Source organism: Pantoea sp. Lij88, from assembly GCF_030062155.1.
In the GTDB taxonomy this organism is placed as follows: Bacteria; Pseudomonadota; Gammaproteobacteria; order Enterobacterales; family Enterobacteriaceae; genus Pantoea.
Window position 1 is genome coordinate 18,533 of sequence record NZ_CP118267.1, and the last position, 17,712, is coordinate 36,244.

At 50.9% G+C, this 17,712-nt stretch carries 23 protein-coding genes; 9 read left to right on the plus strand and 14 right to left on the minus strand.

What is annotated here, in order from left to right; all coding sequences use genetic code 11:
- Positions 1-81: 81 nt before the first annotated feature.
- The 3 genes from PU624_RS00070 to PU624_RS00080 all read left to right on the plus strand — a co-directional run bounded on the left by PU624_RS00070 (position 82) and on the right by PU624_RS00080 (position 2,291).
- Positions 82-777, plus strand: coding sequence for a response regulator (locus PU624_RS00070; RefSeq protein WP_283544853.1), 696 nt, complete (start codon positions 82-84; stop codon positions 775-777).
- Positions 774-1,850, plus strand: coding sequence for an ATP-binding protein (locus PU624_RS00075; RefSeq protein ID WP_283544854.1), 1,077 nt, complete (start codon positions 774-776; stop codon positions 1,848-1,850). The genes PU624_RS00070 and PU624_RS00075 overlap by 4 nt, the downstream gene beginning before the upstream one ends.
- Positions 1,851-2,060: 210 nt before the next feature.
- Positions 2,061-2,291: a hypothetical protein gene (locus tag PU624_RS00080; protein WP_090965277.1), complete on the plus strand. Its 231-nt coding sequence runs from the start codon at positions 2,061-2,063 to the stop codon at positions 2,289-2,291.
- Positions 2,292-2,479: 188 nt separating this feature from the next.
- Here PU624_RS00080 and PU624_RS00085 read toward each other — a convergent pair whose 3' ends face one another.
- From PU624_RS00085 to PU624_RS00100, 4 genes are all read right to left on the minus strand, one after another.
- Positions 2,480-2,743 (minus strand): hypothetical protein, encoded by a 264-nt coding sequence (locus PU624_RS00085; protein ID WP_502921567.1) that lies wholly within the window; start codon positions 2,741-2,743, stop codon positions 2,480-2,482.
- A gap of 195 nt (positions 2,744-2,938) precedes the next feature.
- Positions 2,939-3,121: a hypothetical protein gene (locus tag PU624_RS00090; RefSeq protein WP_283544856.1), complete on the minus strand. Its 183-nt coding sequence runs from the start codon at positions 3,119-3,121 to the stop codon at positions 2,939-2,941.
- Positions 3,118-3,756, minus strand: coding sequence for a TetR/AcrR family transcriptional regulator (locus PU624_RS00095; RefSeq protein WP_283544857.1), 639 nt, complete (start codon positions 3,754-3,756; stop codon positions 3,118-3,120). The genes PU624_RS00090 and PU624_RS00095 overlap by 4 nt, the downstream gene beginning before the upstream one ends.
- 160 nt (positions 3,757-3,916) lie before the next feature.
- Positions 3,917-4,228 (minus strand): hypothetical protein, encoded by a 312-nt coding sequence (locus PU624_RS00100; protein WP_283544858.1) that lies wholly within the window; start codon positions 4,226-4,228, stop codon positions 3,917-3,919.
- Positions 4,229-4,471: 243 nt separating this feature from the next.
- Between PU624_RS00100 and PU624_RS00105 the strand changes: the two genes are divergently transcribed.
- Complete coding sequence (locus tag PU624_RS00105; RefSeq protein ID WP_283544859.1) at positions 4,472-4,975, plus strand: hypothetical protein; 504 nt, start codon at positions 4,472-4,474, stop codon at positions 4,973-4,975.
- An 82-nt stretch (positions 4,976-5,057) separates the two neighbouring features.
- On the opposite strand, the gene PU624_RS00110 is transcribed toward PU624_RS00105, so the two are convergent.
- From PU624_RS00110 to PU624_RS00120, 3 genes are all read right to left on the minus strand, one after another.
- On the minus strand, positions 5,058-6,395 hold the full coding sequence (locus tag PU624_RS00110; RefSeq protein ID WP_283544860.1) for an ABC transporter ATP-binding protein: 1,338 nt from the start codon (positions 6,393-6,395) through the stop codon (positions 5,058-5,060).
- Between the two features lie 10 nt (positions 6,396-6,405).
- A complete protein-coding gene (locus tag PU624_RS00115; protein WP_283544861.1) occupies positions 6,406-8,142 on the minus strand; it encodes an ABC transporter permease in 1,737 nt (578 codons plus the stop codon).
- A 253-nt stretch (positions 8,143-8,395) separates the two neighbouring features.
- Positions 8,396-8,611: a YdgH/BhsA/McbA-like domain containing protein gene (locus PU624_RS00120; protein ID WP_283544862.1), complete on the minus strand. Its 216-nt coding sequence runs from the start codon at positions 8,609-8,611 to the stop codon at positions 8,396-8,398.
- Between the two features lie 402 nt (positions 8,612-9,013).
- Between PU624_RS00120 and PU624_RS00125 the strand changes: the two genes are divergently transcribed.
- On the plus strand, positions 9,014-9,220 hold the full coding sequence (locus PU624_RS00125; RefSeq protein ID WP_283544863.1) for a hypothetical protein: 207 nt from the start codon (positions 9,014-9,016) through the stop codon (positions 9,218-9,220).
- A 209-nt stretch (positions 9,221-9,429) separates the two neighbouring features.
- Here PU624_RS00125 and fetB read toward each other — a convergent pair whose 3' ends face one another.
- The 4 genes from fetB to PU624_RS00145 form a co-directional block, all read right to left on the minus strand.
- The gene (gene fetB / locus PU624_RS00130) at positions 9,430-10,209 is read right to left on the minus strand and encodes an iron efflux ABC transporter permease subunit FetB (protein ID WP_283544864.1); all 780 of its coding nucleotides are present in this window, start codon (positions 10,207-10,209) and stop codon (positions 9,430-9,432) included.
- Positions 10,196-10,864, minus strand: a complete 669-nt coding sequence (gene fetA, locus PU624_RS00135; RefSeq protein ID WP_283544865.1) for an iron efflux ABC transporter ATP-binding subunit FetA — start codon at positions 10,862-10,864, stop codon at positions 10,196-10,198. Before fetA ends, fetB begins: the two co-directional genes overlap by 14 nt.
- 185 nt (positions 10,865-11,049) lie before the next feature.
- Positions 11,050-11,538, minus strand: a complete 489-nt coding sequence (locus tag PU624_RS00140) for a hypothetical protein (protein ID WP_283544866.1) — start codon at positions 11,536-11,538, stop codon at positions 11,050-11,052.
- Positions 11,539-11,728: 190 nt separating this feature from the next.
- The gene (locus PU624_RS00145) at positions 11,729-12,388 is read right to left on the minus strand and encodes a DUF1345 domain-containing protein (RefSeq protein ID WP_283544867.1); all 660 of its coding nucleotides are present in this window, start codon (positions 12,386-12,388) and stop codon (positions 11,729-11,731) included.
- Between the two features lie 61 nt (positions 12,389-12,449).
- Between PU624_RS00145 and PU624_RS00150 the strand changes: the two genes are divergently transcribed.
- Positions 12,450-12,938, plus strand: a complete 489-nt coding sequence (locus tag PU624_RS00150; RefSeq protein WP_283544868.1) for a DinB family protein — start codon at positions 12,450-12,452, stop codon at positions 12,936-12,938.
- Positions 12,939-13,015: 77 nt separating this feature from the next.
- Here the strand turns inward: PU624_RS00150 and PU624_RS00155 are convergent, their stop codons facing one another.
- Positions 13,016-13,366: a DUF3147 family protein gene (locus tag PU624_RS00155; RefSeq protein ID WP_283544869.1), complete on the minus strand. Its 351-nt coding sequence runs from the start codon at positions 13,364-13,366 to the stop codon at positions 13,016-13,018.
- An 82-nt stretch (positions 13,367-13,448) separates the two neighbouring features.
- Positions 13,449-13,973, minus strand: coding sequence for a cytochrome b561 (cybB, locus tag PU624_RS00160; RefSeq protein ID WP_283544870.1), 525 nt, complete (start codon positions 13,971-13,973; stop codon positions 13,449-13,451).
- Positions 13,974-14,135: 162 nt separating this feature from the next.
- Here cybB and PU624_RS00165 point away from each other — a divergent pair, with 162 nt between their 5' ends.
- Together PU624_RS00165 and PU624_RS00170 are read left to right on the plus strand one after the other, a co-directional pair.
- Positions 14,136-14,642: a GNAT family N-acetyltransferase gene (locus PU624_RS00165; RefSeq protein WP_283544871.1), complete on the plus strand. Its 507-nt coding sequence runs from the start codon at positions 14,136-14,138 to the stop codon at positions 14,640-14,642.
- 455 nt (positions 14,643-15,097) lie between these two features.
- A complete protein-coding gene (locus PU624_RS00170) occupies positions 15,098-15,445 on the plus strand; it encodes a hypothetical protein (RefSeq protein WP_283544872.1) in 348 nt (115 codons plus the stop codon).
- A 153-nt stretch (positions 15,446-15,598) separates the two neighbouring features.
- Here PU624_RS00170 and PU624_RS00175 read toward each other — a convergent pair whose 3' ends face one another.
- The gene (locus PU624_RS00175) at positions 15,599-16,219 is read right to left on the minus strand and encodes a TetR/AcrR family transcriptional regulator (RefSeq protein WP_283544873.1); all 621 of its coding nucleotides are present in this window, start codon (positions 16,217-16,219) and stop codon (positions 15,599-15,601) included.
- Positions 16,220-16,396: 177 nt separating this feature from the next.
- On the opposite strand from PU624_RS00175, the gene PU624_RS00180 reads away from it, so the two are divergent.
- Positions 16,397-17,608 carry an MFS transporter gene (locus tag PU624_RS00180; RefSeq protein WP_283544874.1) on the plus strand — a complete coding sequence of 404 codons (1,212 nt, stop codon included), beginning with the start codon at positions 16,397-16,399 and terminating at the stop codon, positions 17,606-17,608.
- The last annotated feature ends 104 nt before the right edge of the window (positions 17,609-17,712 follow it).

Genomic DNA, 17,712 nt, shown 5'->3' on the forward strand with positions numbered 1-17,712 from the left:
GTACGAGCCCGGCGGCGGTCTTTCAGAATCAGATCTGCACCGTCGCCGTCCGGGTCGATACAGATCGAAGACAGGATAAGGATGAACAGCAGCGTGATTTTAATCGTCGAAGATGATGTTGAAATAGCCGCAATATTAACCGCCTATCTGCAGAATGCCGGTTACACGGTAAGTCATGCGGAAAACGGAGCGTTAGCCCTGGCGTTTTGTGCGACATCCTCACCTGAGCTGATCATACTGGATGTCCGCATGCCGGTGATGGATGGCTGGCAGGTACTGGCCGAAGTGCGTCGGCGCGGAAATACCCCGGTCATTATGCTTACGGCCAACGACGATGATGTGGATAAACTTTCCGCACTCCGTATTGGGGCCGATGATTATGTCGTTAAGCCGTTTAATCCTGCTGAGGTGGTGGCACGGGTTCAGGCCGTATTGAGACGTACCCAGGTTATCACGCGTTCGCAAGATATTTACTCTACCCGATCGCTTTCCATTAACCTGCAGCAGCACAGCGTGGTGGTTAAACCTGACGGGACGGATATCGCCCCCCGCCTGACCACAACCGAGTTCAGATTGATCACCCATTTTGTGCGCGAACCTAACCGGGTTTTCAGCCGGGATGAACTGCTGGACGCGTGTTTTCCGGAAGGTGACACGTTACCGCGAACCGTTGACAGCCATATCAGTAAATTACGCAGGAAACTCGATGACGCGGGGGTATCAGGACTGCTGCAAAATGTGAGGGGCTTCGGATATCGCCTGGGAGAGAGTAAATGAAGCAGCGTGGTCTAAGCGGGCAGCTGAACTGGCTCATCGTCAAAGTTACGATCTATTCCTTCCTGACCTCGTTTGCCACCTACTCACTTTATCCGACCGTTATTGGATTATTTTCAGGTCAGCTTGTTCCGCTCGATCTCGACCAGGGGACAGCCAGCGACTGGATTACCCTGCTGGTGACTACGCTGTTGACGATAGCCGTTTCGGTGTTTTTTTCTGCACGGTTTGCGCGGCAGATGATCGTTCCTCTGGAGTCGCTGACTCACAGTGCAAAACGCGTCGCGGAAGGTGATTTGAGTGCACGAGCCAGTGAAGGCGTAATAAAAATCGGTGAGATTAATGCGCTGGTCAAAGACTTCAACCGCATGGCGGAAACCCTTGAAACCCTGTCAAACGATAGCCGGACCTGGAACGCTGCTATCGCACATGAATTAAGAACCCCGGTGACGATATTACGCGGGAGACTTCAGGGTTTAGCTGACGGCATATTTGCGCCCGATCATAAGCTCTTCGTTAATCTGATTCATCAGACCGATGGCCTGACGCGGTTAATTGAAGATCTCCGCACGCTGAGTCTGGCCCAGTCGGGACATCTGCCTATTCACTATGAGCGCGTGAATATCAAAAGTGAGATTGAATCGTTAGCTGAACTGGTGAAAGAGGACTTCAAAGCCAGTCACCACTCACTCGTGCTGAAAGTTAATCCCGCCATCATTGAATGCGATACTTTACGCTTCAGGCAGGTGCTGCTGGCCTTTCTGGAAAATGCCCGTCGTTATTCAATCCCGGGTGTCGTCATGATCTCCTGTGAGCAGGATGCAGAAGGCGTCGCGGTGCATATAGACGATGAGGGACCGGGAATCGATCAGGCTTTTGCCAGGACGATATGGGATGCGTTTGTGCGCACCGATGATTCTCGTTCCCGCCTGAGTGGCGGGACAGGTTTAGGTCTGGCGGTTGTCAAAGCGATAGTGCTGGCCCATGGTGGAAAAGTCTCCTGTGAAAAAAACGAACTTAATGGCACCCGATTTTCTTTCTGGCTTCCGCAGGCTAAAGTCAGCCAGCCTGGCTGAAGAGTAATAAATGCTGCCTGAATGCGTTCTTAAATGATTTCGGATTAACATCTGATTAAAAACGCGCCAACTGTTCTGCTTATTACGCGAAAAGCGTAACCACTGGTAACTAACATCGTGATTCCTGTATCCCGGCAAGTTAAATGCCCAAAAGAGTGGCTATGCTCTGATGAGTTCAACGTGCAACTATGACTACCAGGATATTAAGTGATGAAAAAATTATCAGTTATCGTTATTGCTACCGGCCTGTTTCTGTCAGTAAATTTACAGGCTAATGCCGAAGGATGTCTGAAAGGAGCTGCAGTAGGCGGCGTGGCAGGTCATGTTGCTCATCATGGTGTCGCCGGAGCGGCAGCGGGCTGTGCAGTCGGTCACCATATGGCGAAGAAGAAACATAAAGAAGCTGAGAAAAACCAGCAGGCTCAGCCAGCACAGAACTAAGCTGCACGGTAGTGCCGATAGTAGTGCCGATATAAAATACCCGACTACCGGACAATGTATTTGTCCGGTATTTTATGCGTGCTGACCGTTAATTAACGATGCTATTCCGATTTAATAACTGAACTATTCAGGCAAGACCATTAGCTGAAAATTCAGATTATCGCGTTATAAAATCACCCCCTGATTCTTTACGCGTCATGGCTGTTACGCCACTCCTCGACCATTTCCTTTGAAACTTCTTTTTTATAACAGATCGGTGCATAACCACCCTGCTTGCTCCATGCGCTTCGGCCGCCACAGCTGCTGCCATTACGGGCAGCGTTAAAAGGACAGGCACACACGCCAGGATAGGCTGCGATTGAGTCTTCGATGATAAGCTGACGGATTTGGTCATCGGATTGCTTCGCTGTTTTAGCTTCGGTAGCGCCAGCCCAAAGAAGCGTCATGGCCATAGCCAGAGAAACGACAATTTTGCTGTTATTCATGATTCCCTCCAGAATTGAGGAGGATAAGTTAACGCAGGGCGATCGGGAGCAATGCTCTGAATAAGGGGCTACAAAGTGTCAATTCTGACGGTTGTTTTTTGCTCAGAGCAGAAGTGACTGTTTTTAATGAACCCGTCAACAAAACAGACCAGCATGACACTTTTACATCAGGGCCCAGAAGCTTAAACAGGGCACGCAGATGTGTAATTCAGCCAGATTAAAACGTCTTTTGAAAAAACGGCCTTTATCGATCCAGCCGCATAAGACCCTGCCATCTTCATATTCAAGCACAGTCATGGTTCTTCTTCTTTTCCGGCGACGAACGATGGTGCCCACCTCGATCATGCGGATGCCTTAACCGCAGTATTCCCGGCTCCGCTATGCGTAATGCCCCGTACCGACCTGACAATAAAGTCATTACTTTTTCTGAGATCGTCTATATCTGGCTGAAGTTTGCCATATATCCTCATGCCTTCCAGCATCATGAAAATGCTTAATGCCATTACCCTCGCATCTTCCTCCTGACGAAAGATCTGCTGTTGCTGCCCTCTTATTAAGATGCTCTCTAATTCGTTGATAATATGATTGAATTTTGAGGATACTTTCGCTCTGACCGCTTCGTCACCCGGCAAAAGTTCACTGGCTGCCGCGATAGTAAAGCAACCTCTCTCTCCAGCAGGCGCAGATGAAAGCTGAGCCACAAATTCCAGCATTTCCCGCAGTGCAGCTTCTGGTGACATTTCTGCACTTCGCTTCACTGTTCTTGAAATACCTTCATCCATGTAGCGCTGCAAAGCCGCGAGGTAAATAGCGCGCTTATCCGAATAAAGTTTATAGATGCTGGCACTTGCCAGACCCGATGCTTTTTTAAGGTCTGCCATGGAAGTGGCCTGGTATCCGTTTTGCCAGAAACAATCGAGTGCTGTATCGAGGAACGCCTCGGGATCGAACTCTCTGGGTCTGCCTGCTGCTGCTTTCATGAGATTCTCCTGTGCTGAAAATTGATTGTAGATCGATCAATCTACAATTGAAAGCATTCTTGAGAACCCTGCGTTAAACGGCATGATCTTTTACTCAGGTGTTTCTGTTCAGCGGGCGGCCAGATGATTAATAGCCGCCCTCTTGCGGCGGCGGGAAAAACTACAGGGGCGTTACAGTCTGAACGTTATGCTGAAAAACGTAAGGATCAGATAGCAGCTCAAATTGCTCGTCGTCCGGATAGGTCACGGCAATCTGATACTGTTCACCTGCAAACGCTTTTACTGCCTCCAAATCTTCCCAGTAGGTCGCCAGGAAAAAATGCTCCCATTCCCCCTGCGTTTCTCTGCGTACAAAAGCGCCCAGATTTCCTGGCGTCCCTTGTGAATGTTCTGTTCCCGTCTTCTGCAGATGATTTGCAAAGCCTTCTGCATGCCTGACCGGTACGCATCCGTGCCATGTTCTGACAATCATTTCGCTATCCTCACGTTGTGGAAGGATTTTAACCTTAACATGACATTGCGGTATAAAGGATTCGTCATCGGGCTTCCGGTTCGTCATATAACGCCCACTGGACGATTAAAAGAGGATGGCCTTTGTCTGTAGAAAGTCCGGCGTGATAATCTTCCGCCTGATATATCCTTTACCGGGACACCTGCCGGTTGAGGGATTATTCCACGCCATGTCCTTAATATTGACTCAGGGAGAGAGTTACTGATGAAAAGCTATTCGACAGCGCTGATAATCATCGCTGCGCTGGGCTGCATATTGATTTTTTTTGTGTGGTGCAATGAAATCGATCGCAATACCTTTCTGACTGAACCTGTGCTCGACGCATTATGGTTTGCCGTCCTGCCGCTGGGACTGGCTCTTTTTATGATCATAAAAAAATGGGGCAAGGGAGAGTCTGTCAACGGCATCAAGGACAACGCTAAATTGCTCGGAGGGTCCGTTCTGATCATGACCTTTTTTAGCTATATGCTGCTGACCACGGTTATCTGGTTACTTCCCGGCACCCTCAGCACGTATACCGCTTATAGCGAGTTTTCGGGCGGCGGGCGTAACGACTGTTCGGGTGTTGAGGTTAACGACCCGGACCTGCAAAGACGGATAAAGGTCTGTGAACCCGTGGGCAATTATTTTGCTGGCGGAACAGTTCGCGTGACTAAACGAAGCAATGCGGCAGGTATGAGCATTGTTAACGCCATAATTAAAGACTAAACGTCATTACGCTGCTCGTGGCCTGAGTCCCTTCAGGCCCACATGTATACTGCATGAACAGCCGTCACTGTTCCGTTAAAACTCAGAACTCCACATCCTCCAGGCTGAAGATCTCAGTCTGGTCATTGTAGGAAAATATCTCAGCGTAGCGTCCCCAGTTAATCACGCTGTTCAGCGTCTCTTCAGCTGCACTGTCAGAGAGGAAATCTTCAAGCTCCTGTTCAAAGCGCAAACGTGGCGCACGATGTCCGGGACGTTCATCCAGGACATTTTTTATCAGCGCCGCCAGGGGAACGTAGCGCAACAGGTGAGAGGCGAACATCACTTTTCGCGGTTGGGTATCTGATCCGGCAAAGATCCGCGCAGGCGGAGTCAGGACGATATCCCCTTCGCTGACATCGGCAAATCCTAACGCCTGAAGCACCTCCGCAATCGGGAATAATTCATCCACTTCGAGATGCAGTGAACGGGCCACATCCGGCATGTCCGCCCTGCCGTGATAAGGTGCTGCCGCAAGCGTTTCGATCAGACCGGCGATGATGTTGGTCGATACCTGAGGCAGGCGGGTGCCTAACGTCAGGCTCTTTTTCACAGGATCATTAACCGATTTGGCCGTCATCCGGGTATAGACTTCATCGACCAGACGGCGGAATGCCGGATCCAGTCGATTTCGCGGATGCTTAAACGGCACCTGGATTTCGGCCATCACCCGTCCAGGGTTCGAGGACAACACCAGAATCCGGTCACACATAAAGACGGCTTCTTCAATATTATGCGTGACGATGAGCACCGACTTCATCGGCATCTGCCCTTCGTTCCACAAATCGAGTAAGTCAGTACGCAGCGTTTCAGCGGTCAGTACATCGAGCGCGGAGAAAGGCTCATCCATCAGCAACAGCACCGGGTCAACCACCAGCGCGCGCGCAAATCCCACGCGCTGACGCATGCCGCCGGACAACTCCCGTGGGTAGGCGTTTTCATAACCATCCAGACCGATGAGATCGATGGCAGCCAGGGCGCGCGTTCTGCGGTCCGACGCGTTAACACCCAGCGCCTCCAGTCCCGCCTCCACATTCTGTAAGACGGTCAGCCAGGGAAACAACGCAAAGGTCTGGAATACCATTGCCACCCCTTTGGCCGGACCGTTCAGCGGCTTGCCGAGATAATCAACCGAACCTGCACCGGGGCTGATCAGACCCGAGATAATGCGCAGTAAGGTGGATTTGCCGGAGCCCGAGCGCCCGAGCAACCCCACGATCTCCCCTTCCTTCAGGGTGAGATTGACGTCATCGAGAATAAGCATCTCTTCATGATTCGTCGCATAGCCGTGTTTAATTCCCTTCACAGAGAGGACCGCTGCGCTATCTTCTGCTTTTATTTTTTGTACGTCTGCGTTCTGCAACGCCTGGCTGTTTGTCATCAGAAATCCCCTAGTTCGCGCGATATTTTGATTCAGCAAATTTGTATAAAGGTCGCCACAGCAGACGGTTGAACAGCGTGACAAACAGCGACATGACGGCTATGCCCAGGATGATTTTTGGAAAATCCCCGGCGACCGTCATCTGCGCAATATAGGCGCCCAGGCCGTGAGCTTTAACCTGGGTGCTTCCCCACTGCACAAATTCCGACACGATACTGGCGTTCCACGCCCCGCCCGACGCGGTGATAGCGCCTGTGATGTAGTAAGGGAAAATGGCCGGCAGCATCACCTGACGCCACCATTGCCAGCCACGGATATGGAAATTCGCCGCCGCTTCTTTGTAGTCGTTGGGAAAAGCCGTGGTGCCCGCGATGACGTTAAACAGGATGTACCATTGCGTGCCCAGTATGATCAGCGGTGAAAGCCAGATGTCCGGATTAAGATCGAAATGGACAATCACTATCACGAAGACCGGGAACATCAGATTTGCCGGGAAGGCAGCCAGGAACTGGGCAACAGGCTGGATTTTTGCGGCCAGCGCAGGCCGCAGGCCGATCATCACCCCTAAAGGCACCCATACCAGAGATGAAATGATAATCAGCAGGGTCACGCGTAATAGTGTAATCAGGCCCGCAGTAAAGACATGTCTGACATCGTCCAGGGTGATCTGGCCCTGCATATAGGCGATTACCCGGTAGCCGACATAGAGTGTGACGGCAATGACCAGCGCCCCCCAGCAAAAGTCAGCCAGGCGTGAGGTATTTTTGCTGTTATTTTCCGGCGACAACGGCCTGCTGACAGGCAAACGCCAGTTGATACGCGCAACCGAGGAAAACAGCAGACGGATCGGTTTCATAAACTGCTGAATCAGCCAAGTTCGGCGGATCAGGTCGCGTACCCAGGAGGTCGGCGCGCGTTCGGAACGGGTATTTTCCATGCGGAATCTGTCAGCCCACGCCACAAGCGGTCTGAACAGCAGCTGATCATAAGCCAGAATCACAATTACCATCGTGAGCAACACCCAGCCGACGGCGTAAATATCTTTATGCAGGATAGCCTGAGCCAGATAGCCCCCTACGCCGGGCAGCGTATAGGCATTATTACCTACGGTGATCGCTTCGGAGGCCACGATAAAGAACCAGCCACCTGACATCGACATCATCATGTTCCAGACCAACCCCGGAACCGCGAAAGGCACGTCCAGTTTCCAGAAGCGCTGCCAGGCTGTCAGATGGAAACTGCGGGAAACTTCGGCCAAATCTTCAGGTACGGTGCGTAACGATTGATAGAAGCTAAACGTCATGTTCCAGGCCTGGCTGGTGAACAGAGCGAAGATCGCCGCCAGCTCGACGCCCAGCACCTGCCCCGGAAACAGTGCAATAAAGAAGGTCACGGTAAAAGAGATATAGCCCAGCACCGGAACGGATTGCAGGATATCGAGAATGGGTACCAGTATTTTTTCAGCACGACGACTTTTGGCGGCCAGCGTGCCGTAGATCAAACTAAATACCAGTGAGGCCAGCATAGCCACCAGCATGCGCAACGTGGTTCGCAGCGCGTAATCGGGTAAATTTTCAGGGTTAAGCGAAATAACCTGGGTTTTTAAACTTTCAATCGGCAACAACGTTTGATCAAAACCCACCGCCGCCATCGCTATCAGGCCGATGATGAGCGGGAATGCCACAACATCCCAGGCGTTGGGCATTAAACGCCTGTTGGCAGCAAGCATTGTAAACCTGAAGTTCATAGGCTCTCTCTTTAACCGATCGCTGGAGTGCAAAAATAGATACAAGGCTGGGATTATCAGGCAGGCAGATTAAACGCATCGTTGACCAAAACGCTTTTTAGATTAATTTTTTGTTACAACAGGTTAGGGCCGGTTTTTTTGAGAGAGGGAAAACAGGATGGGTGAAAATAAAATTAAAATGCCGATCATCTGAAGTGATCGGCATTTGCGTTGCCATCTTTTTTTAGTGAAGCTTCCATCGGACGCGACAATTTTATTTGTAAAGCTCAGCCGTCATGTGCACGCGGTTATTGGTGCTGGCTTCCAGAATTTTATATTGCTCATTCTGAGCATGGGCCTGAGCGGCAATTTTTGCCTGCGCGCCGTCCATGGTTAATGAGGTGACAGAAATCGTCTGAGCCAGGCTGCTAAAGGAGATCATAGACAGTGCAGCGACAGCAGCAAATGACAGTTTTTTTACAGTTTTCATGATCATCATCCTTCACATAGGGGGTTAGAAAAAATATTACCTGCGACGAGAAAATAATAATCAAGCTCATTATGACCCTGTAAACGAAATGTGCTGCGCTTGCTGCCGACCGTAAATCTTTTGTGTGCATGAAATAAAATAAGTAATACTATCAATACTTTACCCTGAGTCCAGGATGCAAAGGCAGTTATTCCGGGATATCAGGATCATCGCTGTACCGCGCGAAAGCATTCTGAACCGGTGAAAACGGTCACCCGCAATACCGATATGGACTCGCGAAAAATTAGCGGTTCATTAACTGTAATGAAACATCAATTATTTTTACATCCTTACAGGTGTTATTAAAATAATAACGTGGTATGAATCTGTTCCACTCATGTCATTACTGATTGCAGGCTCATCATGAAAACAGTGAAGGCTTATACCCTGAATGATGCACGTCTTAAGTTAACCAGCGGGAATTATAAAGGCATACTTATTGATTTTGATATCAGCGCCGATGAGTTCTTTGTGCTGTTTAACGAGTGGAAAGGCAAGAACGCGATAATAGAAAAGGTCGGCAGCCGTTTTCTGATAAAAAATACGACCCCGAATGAAACATTTATATAGTTGCTAAATTAATTTTTTCTTACGTAATGCTATTATCAGTCGTTCTGGACTGACGACTTTTTGCTGGCTAAGGCGAGGATGTTAAACACGTTCAGCAGTCACACCCTCTCCGTTAAGTTCACCATCGCCCCTGTTCGATGCTGTTGATTTCCATTTCTGACTTGTCCTTTTTACGGGCTATCTCGTCTGTAACTCTGTCAATTAAAGTCTCAGTCCACCTTATTATCCGCCATTTTCAGCTGCGCCCTGCCATTATAAAACCGGCGGTAGGACAGGTAGACCGCGATGATCGTTGACAGGCTGGCGGTCCCGATCAGCATAAACGTCACCATAATCTGATACTTAATCGCCTTGAGCGGATCGATTCCTGCGAAGATCAGTCCGGACATCATCCCCGGCAGGCTGACCAGCCCGACAGTTTTGGCGGCATCCACAGTGGGAATCATTGCGGTGCGGATACTGTCAGCGATAATGCGTCCCGACGACAGCTTCACCGATGCGCCCAGGCTGAGCATCTCCATGATTCTCTGGTGATTGTCACTGAAACGCTGGTTCAGATTGCTGTAACAGAGCCCTACCGCGACCATGGCATTACCGGCGATCATGCCTGAGATGGGAATAACCTGCATCGGCACAAATGCTATGGCGCCGCTCAGCACCAGAATAGTCAGCGTGATGACGGTACCACTGAAGATAGCGACAAAGGATATCGCAAAGGCATTGTCGATATTCCGGCCGCGCTTGCGTGCGTTGAGCGCAGCATTCACGCAGATAAACAGCACCATCAACACGGTCAGCCAGCTGTTATTGATGTCGAAAATCGACTTCAGCACAAAGCCGACAATAATCAGTTGAATAATCGCCCGGCAGACACTCCAGATAATATCCTTGCCCATACCGAGTTCTTCTTTCTGGCTGATAAGCAGCGCGATAACGACCAGCGTCAGCGACAGCATCAGAGAGGTGTCACTGATATTATGCTGATTCACGTGCATTCTCCTTTTCGGGTGGCTCAAGGCGAAGCACCTGCTCAGCCTGCTGAATATCGTTAACGTCATGGCTGATCCGCACCACGGCCACCTTCTCTTCCGCTGAGATCCGGTGAATCAATGAAAGCACGGCCAGTCTGTTCTCTTCATCAAGGGCGCTGGTGACTTCATCCAGTAACAATACCTGAGGCATAAACTGCAGATTTCGGAGCAGCCCGACGCGTTGTTTTTCTCCCCCAGACAGTTGTTCAACCGGTGTATTCAGCATGTCCGGTGAGAGGTTTACGCTTTCCAGCGCAGCGACCATTTTGTTCTGCTGAGGTTTCAGGCGGCGAATCTGCCAGGGCAGCACCAGATTGTCATAAACCGTCTGACCGAACAGTTGCGGCGTCTGAAAACAGTACGACACCTGCTGGCGATACTCTTCGGCTTTCAGCGTGACGATGTCACTGCTCCTGAAGAGAATTCGCCCGGAAATCGGCGTGATGAGGGAAGCAAGGATTTTCAGGAAGGTGCTTTTTCCGCTGCCGGATGGACCGGTGAGTAACACGCTATCGCCCTGATGTAACTGCAGGGATACCGGGCGCAGTAGCTGACGGTCCCCGACTGAAAAAGCGACGTCCTGCACATCCAGCAGGGGTAATACATTGTCCATATTTACGCCTCAGGACCTTTAAAGAGTGATTGGGGTTTTGTATCTGGCAGCACCAGGCACTGCGAGACATAAGATAAGGTATTCCGGTGTCCTGGTTAACTTCTGAGTCAGAAAATGACTGGGTTAGCCCTGCGCGAAAAGCGGAGTAGTTAAAACAGGGTGGCAGACCCGCTGCCACCCGATCATTATTTGTTTTTCCAGCTTGTGGAAACAGGGTTCGTGACGGTGTTCTTTTCCTGCGTATAGGTGCCGTTCTGCTGCGCGATGGCCTCGCCGGTGTCCACAATCGCATTCTGAATAAAGACGTTCTGCCTGTCACTTTTGATAAAGGTTAACTGGTGAAAGGCGGTTTTATTGCCCCAGTCAGCAGAAGGCAGGGAAATAAAACGCACGGTGAAGGTTTCATCATCAAACTTACCCTGCATGACGTAAACGCCGTAGTGGTTTTCGCCCTGAGAAATGATCTTATAGGTGCCGTTATCGTAGTAATAAATCTCAGCATCGGGGAACGGCTTTTTGTCATACATTTTACGGTAGTGCAGCACCTGTTTAATGGTGGGCTGGCCGAAACTGACGTTGAGATTTTTACCATCTGCCGATGTCGTCAGACCTTCAGCATGAACACTGCTCATCAGCATTAACAGGCTGGTCGTGACCATTGCGGTTGCTTTCACTCTCTTTCTCCTTATCGGATTACGGGATAACAAGCGTAAGACACTCAGGAACTTACACGGCAGCGAGTGTCTGTTGAAGAGGCAGTTAACACCTTATTACACATTGTTATAATCACGATAAGTGACCATAGGGTTACAGCCTGGCATGCCGGGTTAAACAAACCCGGCTATGGGTTTATGACAAAACAGCTTAATTCAGCAATCCTGCCCCGACATTCACCGACAGACCCAGAATAGCCAGATTAAAAATAAAAGAGATTACAGACTGCAGCAGTGCCAGTTTACGCATCTCTGTCGTACCGGTGGCGACATCCGCCGTTTGCGAGGCGACGGCGATCGTGAATGAAAAGTAGAGGAAGTCCCAGTAACCGGGATTTTTTGTTTTGTCCGGGAAGATCAGCGGACTCACATCGTTATTCCGATAAAGATAATGCTGATGGGCATAATGCATCGCAAACGCGCTGGGCAGCATGGCCCACGAGGCAATCAACGTCATTGCTGTCAGCAACAGATGCAGCAGTCGCGGGGTGTCGGAGAGCCCTTTCAGCGTGGGTAGTTCGCTCAGGATAGCCACAATGCTGACCATACAGGCGACGATCACCATCCCCAGTACCAGCGCGGCACTCTGGTCCTGTTGCTGGGCAATCCGCTTGATCCCAGCTGCATCGGTGCGCAGCATGCGAAACCAGAGAATACCGAGATAGAGCCAGGCCCAGACGTTCCAGCTAATCAACAAACGCTGCATCTGCCCAAGCTTATCAGAGATCAAAAAATAGCAAATCAGTCCGGCTGTGATAGAGAGCAGCAGACGCAGGCGCGCATAAAGCGTCGAAGTTAAAGATGTCGGCATCGTAAAACCATTGTGGTTTAATCGGAGTGATGTCTACTGTAGCTAAAATCAGGTGCAAATCATGGACAAAGAATCAATTCTTACACTTTTAAAGTACAAACGATGGATCGATGCCGAAACGCTGAAAAGTATCAAAGAGGTCAGCGCAACGGCTTATGCAGAAAAACGTCACCTGATGCTGAGATTAATGAATCATATCTTTGTCACCGACACGATTTTCAAAGCGAATATTACGGGACAATCGCACGGGTACACTGCGCTCAATACGCCCGAAACGCCGACGGTTCAGGAGCTGGAGGCCAGAATGGACGAATGCACCCACTGGTATATTAACCACCTGACTTCCATGACGCCGGCCGATTTAGCAGAAACGATTACGTTCCGTTTTGTCGATGGGGGTGACGGGAGAATGAGTGCCTCAGATATGCTGAATCATGTGCTTCTTCATGGTACTTACCATCGTGGGGCGGTCGGCTGGCTACTCTCGGAATGCGGCAGTGTTCCGCCGAAAGATGTGCTGACCGTTTTTCTGCGGGATCATAATCACTGAGTCGCACGTTCTCAGGATCATCATTTCACCTCTGCCTAAAGCGTTTCGGGGCGTCATCAGGGGCACTGACTGCTGAACTACATCAGCATGATGCCAAAGCGTTTCAGAAGCAGCGCCCAGAGCGCGAAGAGAACGACAGTAATCGCACAGGCGATTAGCAGTGTCAGCCAGAAGCCGGCGCGCTGATAGAGGAAGGGAAACAGAATAAACATCGGCAGCGTCGGGATCACATACCAGAAGGTGTACCAGGCATGCGCACTGATTTTTTCCTGAGTCTGCCCTTCCAGCTTCATCCAGATCAGTACCAGCACGGTGACCATAGGCAAGGCGGCGAGCAGGCCGCCCAGACGATCGCTGCGCTTAGCGACTTCTGATATCAGTACAACCATAAAAGCCGTGATGGCGTATTTCGATAGTAACCAGAGCATGATTTTCCCTTAATTCCTGTTTATCCGACAGACGGGTACCGGAACATTAACGATTACCCGCTCTGGTTTCTGAATCACCCGGTTACGGCATCATCCTGCGCAGCGTGTCATCTTTCATAAAATAGTGATGGAATAACGCCGCTACCGCGTGCAGACCAATTAACCAGTATCCTAACGGGGCCAGAGTTTCGTGCCAGTCAATCAGCATACTGGCCGTGGCGGGATCCGGAATCGTCGCAACCGGCATGTTTATCCCGAACAGCGCCCAGTCCTTGCCACGCAGGTAACGCGAGCTCAGCCCAAGAATCGGTAAGACGACAAAAAGTGCATAAAGCAGTGTATGCACCAGGTGCGAAATCCCCGTCTGCCAGCGCGCAACAGGTGGTGTGATCGGCGGAGTTTTTGTCCGGGTGCGCAGAAAAAGACGAGCCATCATTAACATCATCACGCAGAAGCCTGCGGAGAAGTGCGTGATCATCACCACATTGCGCTGCCAGGTTCCCTTGTCTGCCATCCAGCGCAGCTCAATCGTGGCGTAGGCCACAATGATCAGCAAAACCGTCAGCCAGTGAAAAAGGATTTGCGAACCTCTGTATTTCTTCAGCATAGATAAACTCCCGTCACTATTTTTTTGCGTCACTATACCAGCAAATTATTAGATGATTATTAGGCGTTTACTTTTTATTCATGACAGGTCTGGTTACGTAATCATTCTGGTTAATCTGAACCACAATACCAGACTAAAATTCCACAACTTCAGGAATCAGACGTGAACACATTTACGATACGCCGCCTTAACGAAAGTGATGTGGACGATTTCAGAAGAGTCAGACTGGAAGCGTTGCGTCTTCATCCTGAAGCGTTCGGAGCTTCCTGGGAAGAGTGGAGCCTGAAGCCCGATCAATTCTTCGCTGAACGTTTGCGAAACAATGTTGTGTTTGGGGGATTCGACCTGAATAACACCCTGCTGGGCATAATGGGTTTACAGTTTAATACCGCCCCCAAACTGAGTCATGTTGCCACACTATGGGGAATGTATGTGCGGGCGGAGATGAGAGGTTCCGGGCTGGCATCAGGGCTTATAGCGGCAGCACTTGAGGCTGGAAAAGAGGTCAGAACCCTGCAGCTATCGGTGGTTACCACAAATCAGGCTGCCTGTGCGCTTTATCGTTCTGCCGGTTTCACCGAATGGGCGACCGATACCGGAGCGCTCTGTGTTAATGGGGTGTTTTATGACGAGTTTCTGATGAGGCGGGACTCGGTAACATGCAGGTAAACAAGCCCTGATGCTGAAGATCCGATAAGTGTTTTATCCCACCGACTCTGACGCAAATCAGGCTCTTTACACACTGGCTTCCTGAGCCGCCAGCACTATCCGTGTCAGAGAGGGGTTATTTCAGACAGCGATAAATCCTAATCTTAACCTAATGTTCATTCTGTAAAATGTCGAAAGCACGCTGCTAAGGCGCTGCATGCTTGTGTAAATACATTCCTCGCTGGAACGATTAGTCTGCCTTATGCTGGACTTTATTTAAGTCAAATCCACGGCCTGTCGCCAGGACTCACACACGCTTCGCTTATAAATAGTGCCACCCTAAACTGGAGTTAAGATAACGCGCGTTATCGTAACCTTAGAGATCTACATTTCTCATTCAAAAACAGTAACTTCTCCTCTGATTAGAGTTCGCCTATGCTGGCTGCTCACTACGTTTTGCGTCAGAGGGATTTGCTATGTTAAATGTGCCCGCAACCTACAGTGCAGAAGCTGTTGAGTGCCTTTATGAAGTCATCGACATTCTTAACCTGAATGGCGCACGCTGCCACGTTATCTTTGACAGTCAGGCATCCCGCGCCGCGGTCATTGAAGCGGATACGACAGAGGAACTCGGCGAAATGCGCCACCCTGTGCTGGCGGTGCTGGAGATGGAGCGCGTGACCAGCATTAACACCATACTTCGCATTAAATCGTTCTGGACCGATTCGGATGGCGCTCACCGGGAGGTGGAATCTGGCAGCCTGGCGAAAGCGTTGTATAAAGCACTGACGATTAAGAAGCAGATTACGCTGGTGGGATTGTAAGGCGTTCTGAATGCCCGCGCCGTGCGGGCTTTTTCTGACGTGTAAACCTTCCCTTCTTTTCCGAGCCCTTTTGGTTCAGATAACGCATTTACCAGCAGGGTGACCCCCTCTGACAGGCACATACTCCCCATTGAACCTGCCCGTCACTCTCTTTTAATCAACACCGCTCAGCGCATGAGCATCCCAGGCTTTCATTGCAGATGATACCGCCGCATTGAGTTCATCACCCGTTGCCCCGTCCCGTGCTTCCGTTGACAGGCCGATCTCAAAGCTATGGAGAGTTACCGCCAGCGCCCGCACGTCTGTCCCGGAAGCCAGATGTCCCCGTTCTTTTGCTCTCGTCACACATCGTAAAAAGCCTGACCGGGTACGATCGCGTTGCGCTGTCAGTATCTTACGGATGTGCTCGTTCGCAGGCGAACAGGTGTTTACGGATAGCGCAATCAGGCAACCGCTGGGATGCCCCTGCTCTGTCTGCATTCTGGCGGAAGCACGCAGTGCCCGTTCAATTGCATCACGGGGTGCAAGCGTGTCGTCCCACAGGCAATCATTAACCTGGCCGTAAGTCGCCATATAGCATTCAACCACCTCTTCAAACAGCGCATCTTTCGAACCAAACGCGGCATAAAAACTCGGTGCGGTGATGCCGTTACCGAGGTTCGACTTGAGCATGGCAAGCGAGGTTGACTCGTAGCCGTGCTGCCAGAAAAGCGCCATCGCCTGGCGAATTGCCTCATCCCTGTCAAATGTCCGTGGACGTCCCATCTGTGCCATATCCGCTCCTGTTTTCGCTGACCGGATATAAATACTAATCGATACATATGTGCTTGACAAGCCGCAGGACGGCCTATAGTTTCGAATATATATATCGATCGATATATATCAGGCAGCCCGTTATCAGACGGGTCTTCGCAAATATTTAAACGCTACAAAACTTAAAAAGGTTCCAACGTGCACGCCAATACCGCATTCAGTGAAACCACAACTCAACGGGGTCTGCCCCTGGCTTCCCTGCTGGCCTTTGCCATGACAGGCTTTATCGCCATCCTGACGGAGACCCTTCCGGCGGGTCTGCTTCCGCAAATCGGCGCGGGTCTTGGCGTTTCTCAGGTGATGGCAGGTCAGCTGGTCAGCATTTATGCGCTGGGATCGCTGCTCGCGGCGATCCCTTTGACGGTGCTGACCAGTGGGTGGCGACGTAAAAAAGTGCTGCTGCTTGCCGTCGGGACCTTCCTGATTTTCAACACCATTACCACCCTTTCGTCCAGCTACTGGCTGACGATGGCGGCCCGATTCATGTCGGGTGTAGCGGCAGGACTTGCATGGGGAATTCTGGCGGGGTATGCGCGCCGCCTGGTTCCGGCTGAATTGCAGGGCCGCGCTCTGGCGATTGCGATGGTCGGGATACCGGTTGCTCTGTCGCTAGGAACCCCGGCAGGCGCATGGCTGGGCAGCATGATGGGATGGAGAGTGCCATTTGGGATCATGGCAGCTCTGGCCGTGATTCTCTTTATCTGGGCATGGATTGCAGTTCCTGATCTGCCGGGACAGCAGGCTGACCGACGCCTGCCGGTATGGCAGGTTTTCCGGATGCCCGGCGTCAGGCCTGTACTCGCGGTTATCTTTTTATGGATGACGGCGCACAACATTCTTTATACGTTCATCGGACCATTCCTGCAGTTGTCGGGGCTGGCCGCAAGCGTCGGGCTTATCCTGCTGATTTTTGGTCTTGCGGCACTGGCCGGCATCTGGATTACCGGCATGCTGGTGGATCGCCATCTGCGCTCTCTGGTTCTGCTAAGCCTTGCGGCACTGGCGGCGGTTTCTGTGGCGCTGACAGCGGACATGCGGGAACAGGTTGTGGTGTTTGTGGCCGTCATTGTATGGGGATGGTCGTTTGGTGGTGCATCAACTCAGATGCAGACGGCCGCCGCCGATTCGGCAGGCAACTATGTCGATGTCGTTCAGGCGATGGTGACCACGGCATGGAATCTGGCCATCGCCAGCGGCGGCGTCATTGGCGGTCTGCTTCTTAATAACGCCGGTGCAGGATCCTTTCCCTGGGTGCTGCTGGCCTTTATGACTTTTGCGTTCATCATCGCCTGGAGTGCCAAACAACAGGCCTTCAGGCCCGGCGCCAGAGGCAGCTCAGTAAAAGAGTGAATGTGAGGGCATCCGGAATGGATACCCCGTTTATGGCATAAGCCGCTTCAGCTGAGTTTCGCCAAAGAAACCTCAATTATTTAAACCGCCACTATGGACGCTCT

Bases quoted from the DNA above. Each gene is read 5' to 3' on its own strand.
- PU624_RS00075 (WP_283544854.1), top strand. From the start codon at position 774: ATGAAGCAGCGTGGTCTAAGCGGGCAGCTGAACTGGCTCATCGTCAAA.
- PU624_RS00080 (WP_090965277.1), top strand. From the start codon at position 2,061: ATGAAAAAATTATCAGTTATCGTTATTGCTACCGGCCTGTTTCTGTCA.
- fetA (WP_283544865.1), bottom strand. From the start codon at position 10,864: ATGGACAATGTATTACCCCTGCTGGATGTGCAGGACGTCGCTTTTTCA.
- PU624_RS00125 (WP_283544863.1), top strand. From the start codon at position 9,014: ATGAAAACAGTGAAGGCTTATACCCTGAATGATGCACGTCTTAAGTTA.
- PU624_RS00105 (WP_283544859.1), top strand. From the start codon at position 4,472: ATGAAAAGCTATTCGACAGCGCTGATAATCATCGCTGCGCTGGGCTGC.
- PU624_RS00170 (WP_283544872.1), top strand. From the start codon at position 15,098: ATGTTAAATGTGCCCGCAACCTACAGTGCAGAAGCTGTTGAGTGCCTT.
- PU624_RS00115 (WP_283544861.1), bottom strand. From the start codon at position 8,142: ATGAACTTCAGGTTTACAATGCTTGCTGCCAACAGGCGTTTAATGCCC.
- PU624_RS00120 (WP_283544862.1), bottom strand. From the start codon at position 8,611: ATGAAAACTGTAAAAAAACTGTCATTTGCTGCTGTCGCTGCACTGTCT.
- PU624_RS00070 (WP_283544853.1), top strand. From the start codon at position 82: ATGAACAGCAGCGTGATTTTAATCGTCGAAGATGATGTTGAAATAGCC.
- PU624_RS00090 (WP_283544856.1), bottom strand. From the start codon at position 3,121: ATGATCGAGGTGGGCACCATCGTTCGTCGCCGGAAAAGAAGAAGAACC.
- PU624_RS00145 (WP_283544867.1), bottom strand. From the start codon at position 12,388: ATGCCGACATCTTTAACTTCGACGCTTTATGCGCGCCTGCGTCTGCTG.
- PU624_RS00095 (WP_283544857.1), bottom strand. From the start codon at position 3,756: ATGAAAGCAGCAGCAGGCAGACCCAGAGAGTTCGATCCCGAGGCGTTC.
- PU624_RS00110 (WP_283544860.1), bottom strand. From the start codon at position 6,395: ATGACAAACAGCCAGGCGTTGCAGAACGCAGACGTACAAAAAATAAAA.
- PU624_RS00085 (WP_502921567.1), bottom strand. From the start codon at position 2,743: ATGGCCATGACGCTTCTTTGGGCTGGCGCTACCGAAGCTAAAACAGCG.
- PU624_RS00155 (WP_283544869.1), bottom strand. From the start codon at position 13,366: ATGCTCTGGTTACTATCGAAATACGCCATCACGGCTTTTATGGTTGTA.
- cybB (WP_283544870.1), bottom strand. From the start codon at position 13,973: ATGCTGAAGAAATACAGAGGTTCGCAAATCCTTTTTCACTGGCTGACG.
- PU624_RS00150 (WP_283544868.1), top strand. From the start codon at position 12,450: ATGGACAAAGAATCAATTCTTACACTTTTAAAGTACAAACGATGGATC.
- PU624_RS00175 (WP_283544873.1), bottom strand. From the start codon at position 16,219: ATGGCACAGATGGGACGTCCACGGACATTTGACAGGGATGAGGCAATT.
- PU624_RS00100 (WP_283544858.1), bottom strand. From the start codon at position 4,228: ATGATTGTCAGAACATGGCACGGATGCGTACCGGTCAGGCATGCAGAA.